The 4289-nt window shown below is 70.5% G+C and carries 1 protein-coding gene; it reads left to right on the top strand.

What is annotated here, in order from left to right; genetic code table 11:
• Positions 1–621: 621 nt before the first annotated feature.
• On the top strand, positions 622–4289 hold a 3668-nt coding region (locus tag AB0I76_RS23495; protein ID WP_357039245.1), incomplete at its 3' end, for a beta-ketoacyl synthase N-terminal-like domain-containing protein.

The following is a 4289-nucleotide window of genomic DNA, read 5'->3' as shown; positions in this document are numbered from 1 at the left end:
CCGAGGGCCAGGGCACCGAGCACGGCCGTCGCGCCGAGCGCCAGCCCACGGCGCGACCGAGACCGGCGACCGGCCGGAACTACCGCTTTCCGAGAATTCATTCTTCCTCCCGATTGGTGGGAAACGCGCGCCAACGCCGCCCGATCGTCGCAATTCCGCGCTTCGCGGGAGCGTACGGCCGGGCGCGCCGGCGGCGTCCGCTCGCCACGGTTGGGGAGTGCACAACGAAAGGATTCGGCCAGCGCCAAAAAGTGTCGAACGGCAACGTAATGGGAGTCGATCCGGCGAGTCAATACAGCCGGCGACAGAAGCCCGACAAAGGTGCGCGAGGTGGGTAGCCGGCCACGGAAGGGCTCCGGCAGAACCTCTTGGAACAGGGGTGAGCAGGGGTTCCGCACCGGTCCCGCGAGGCCGAAGTAGGGGTGCTAGGGGCTATCCGGCCTGATTGCCGCTACCTATCCTTGACGACTGGGCAGAGAATTGTCGGCGGCGGTGCCGTCGTTTTTGACGCCAACCGGGCACCTCACTGTCCCTTACAAATGTGGAATTGCGCACCCGGGTGGCATTTTGCCTGCCGCCGGCCCGTCCACCAGAAGAGGAACGGAAGATGAGGAAAGGCACATGACCGGACCTGACGCCGCGCCTGGAGAGGAAAATGGTCGGCTGTGCCCGGTGGCGGTGGTCGGGATGGCATGCCGGCTGCCCGGCGCGGCGGACCCGGAAGCCTTCTGGCGGCTGCTGCGGGCCGGGACGAGTGCGGTGGGTGAGGTGCCCGAGGACCGGTGGCGGGCCGACGGAACGGTTCGGCACGGGGCCTTCCTCGACGACCTCGGAGGGTTCGACGCGGATTTCTTCGGTGTCTCGCCGCGCGAGGCGGCGGCGATGGACCCGCAGCAACGGTTGATGCTGGAGCTGGCGTGGGAGGCGGTCGAGGACGCGGGGACCACGCCGGCCGCGCTGGCCGGGACGGCCGCCGGTGTTTTCGTCGGCGCGATCTGGGACGACTACGCCCACCTGACCTACCGCGTCGGGGTGGACGGAATCACCCCGCACACCGTGACGGGGCTGCACCGCAGCATCCTCGCCAACCGGATCTCCTATCTGTTCGACCTGCACGGTCCGAGCCTGGCGGTGGACACCGGACAGTCCTCGTCGCTGGTCGCCGTCCACCTGGCGTGCGAGAGCCTGCGCAACGGCGAGTCCACGATCGCGCTGGCCGGCGGTGTGAACCTCAACATCCTGCCGGAGAGCGCAGTCGGTACCGAGCGGTTCGGCGGCCTCTCCCCCGACGGGCGGTGTTTCACCTTCGACGCCCGTGCGAACGGGTACGTGCGGGGCGAGGGCGGGGCCCTCGTGCTGCTGAAGCCCCTGGCGGACGCGCTCGCCTCCGGTGACCGGATCTACTGCGTCATCGACGGCTCGGCGGTGGGCAACGACGGGGCGACCGATGGGCTGACCGTGCCCGGCCGGGAGGGGCAACGGCACGTGCTGGCCACCGCGTACCGCCAGGCCGGGGTGGACCCCGCCGAGGTGCAGTACGTGGAGCTGCACGGTACCGGCACGCGGGTCGGCGATCCGGTGGAGGCGGCGGCGCTGGGCGCCGTGGTCGGTCGGGGGCGTGGTGGGGCCGGGCTCGCCCGGGTGGGGTCGGCCAAGACCAATGTGGGGCACCTGGAGGCCGCCGCGGGCATCGTCGGGCTGGTCAAGCTGGCCCTCTGCGTACGGCACCGCGAACTGCCGCCGAGTCTGAACTTCGTCACCGCCAACCCGGACATCCCGTTGGACGACCTGGGCCTCGCGGTGCAGCGGGAGCTGACCGGCTGGCCTCGGCCGGACCGGCCACTGCGTGGCGGGGTGTCGTCGTTCGGCATGGGCGGCACAAACTGCCACGTGGTGGTCCGCGACGCCCCCGCCCCGGACACCGCCGCGCCGGCGCTCGACGACCCGTGGGACGGGTGGGTGTCGTGGGCGTTGTCGGCGAAGTCCGAGGCGGCGCTACGCGCGTACGCCCGACGACTGGGCGCCTGGCTGGTCGACCACCAGGACGTCGCACCGGCCGCGGTCGCCGACACCCTCGCCCGCCGAACCCGCTTCCCCCACCGCGCCGTGCTGGTCGCCCGCACCCACCACGACTTCACCGCCGCCCTCACCGCGCTGGCCGAAGGCCGTCCGCATCCCGCCGCCGTCACCGGCGTCGCCCGCGACAGCGGCGGCAAAGTCGCGTTCTGCTTCACCGGCCAGGGCAGCCAATACCTCGGCATGGGCGCCGACCTCTACACCACCAACCCCACCTACCGCGACGCCTTCAACCAGGCCTGCGAAGCGTTGAACCCCCACCTCGAACACCCACTCCAAGACATCGTCTTCGCCGAACCCCACACCCCCCAAGCCGACCTCCTGAACACCACCGCCTACACCCAACCCGCCCTCTTCGCCCTCCACATCGCCCTACACCACGTCGCCACCACCCAACTCGGCCTGCACCCCGACCACCTCACCGGCCACTCCCTCGGCGAAATCACCGCCGCCCACCTCGCCGGCGTCCTCACCCTCACCGACGCCGCCCACCTCATCACCACCCGCGCCCGACTCATGAACACCATCACCACACCCGGCGCCATGATCGCCCTCCACGCCACCCACCACGAAGCCGAAACCCTCATCGCCGGCCACCCCGACGTCACCATCGCCGCCATCAACACCCCCCACACCACCGTCATCAGCGGCGACCACCACACCTGTCACCTCCTCGCCAACCAATGGCGGCAACAAGGACGCAAAGCCACCACCCTGAATGTCAGCCACGCCTTCCACTCCCCCCACATGACCACCATCACCGACCAGTTCCACGCCGTCGCCGCCAACCTCACCTACCACCCCCCGACCATCCCCGTCATCAGCAACCTCACCGGACAACACGCCACCGAAGACCAACTCACCAACCCCGACTACTGGGTCCAACACCTCCTCAAACCCGTCTACTACGCCCACGGCATCACCACCCTCCACAACGACCACGACGTCCACACCTTCATCGAAATCGGACCCGACACCACCCTCACCACCCTCCACCACCAGACAGTCAGCAACGTCATCGCCATCCCCACCCTCCACAAGAACCAACCCAGCCCACGCGCCCTGCTCACCGCCGCCGCCGCCGTGCACGTCGTGGACGCCGGTCACGTCTGGGCAGGGGGTACGGCGCAGTTCGACCCGCCGCACCTGCCGGGCTATCCGTTCCAGCGCCGGCGTCACTGGCTGGACGCCAAAACCGGGCCGCAGCAGCCACCCGTGCCGGTTGCCGGACCGCCCGCTACGTCCGACGCGTGGACGAACGCGGTGGTCGGGGCGGAGGGCTCGGACGTACCGGCGGTGGCGGACGACGGCGCGGACGCGCTGGTGGAACCGCCACTCCGTGACCAGCTTGACGACCTCGACGCGACGGGCCGGCACCGGCTGGTCCGCCGGACGGTGCTCGACGAACTCGCGTTCACCCTCGGTCATGCGACGGCGGACGGCATCGACCCCACCCGCACCTTCAAGGAGCTGGGCTTCGACTCGCTGATGGCGGTGCGGTTCCGCAACGATCTCGTGGCGGCGACCGGCTTCGACCTTCCGGTCGGGATCACCTTCGACCATCCGACGCCGGAGCGGCTGGTCGACTTCGTCCACCGATTGGCAGTCGGCGGCCCGGTGCCGGCGGTGGCGCACGCCCCGACGGCCCCACTGGACGAGCCGGTGGTGATCGTGGGGATGGCCTGCCGCTACCCAGGAGGGGTCGCCACGCCGGAGCAGCTGTGGGAGCTCCTGGTGGAAGGCCGGGACGCGATCGGTCAGCTCCCCGCCGACCGGGGATGGGACCTGGAGTCACTCTACGACCCGGACCCGGACTCGCCCGGCACCACGTACACGCGGGAGGGCGGATTCCTCGCCGGGGCCGGGGGTTTCGACGCCAAGTTCTTCGGGATCAGTCCGCGTGAGGCGATGGCGATGGACCCGCAGCAGCGGCTCCTGCTGGAGACCGCGTGGGAGTGCGTCGAGCGGGCCCACGTCGACCCGACCAGCCTGCGCGGCGAGCGGGTCGGCGTGTTCGTCGGCGCCATGCCGCAGGACTACGGCCCGCGAATGCACGAGGCGTCGGGTGAGGCCGCGGGGTATGTGCTGACCGGCAACACGACGAGCGTGGCGTCGGGCCGGATCGCGTACGTGCTGGGGTTGGAGGGGCCGGCGATCACCGTGGACACGGCGTGTTCGTCGTCGCTCGTGGCGATGCACCTGGCCGCGCAGGC

The organism is Micromonospora sp. NPDC049799, from assembly GCF_040656655.1.
Classification (GTDB): Bacteria; Actinomycetota; Actinomycetes; order Mycobacteriales; family Micromonosporaceae; genus Micromonospora.
Note: the sequence above shows the minus strand (reverse complement) of the source record. Positions and strands in the feature narration are given on the sequence as shown.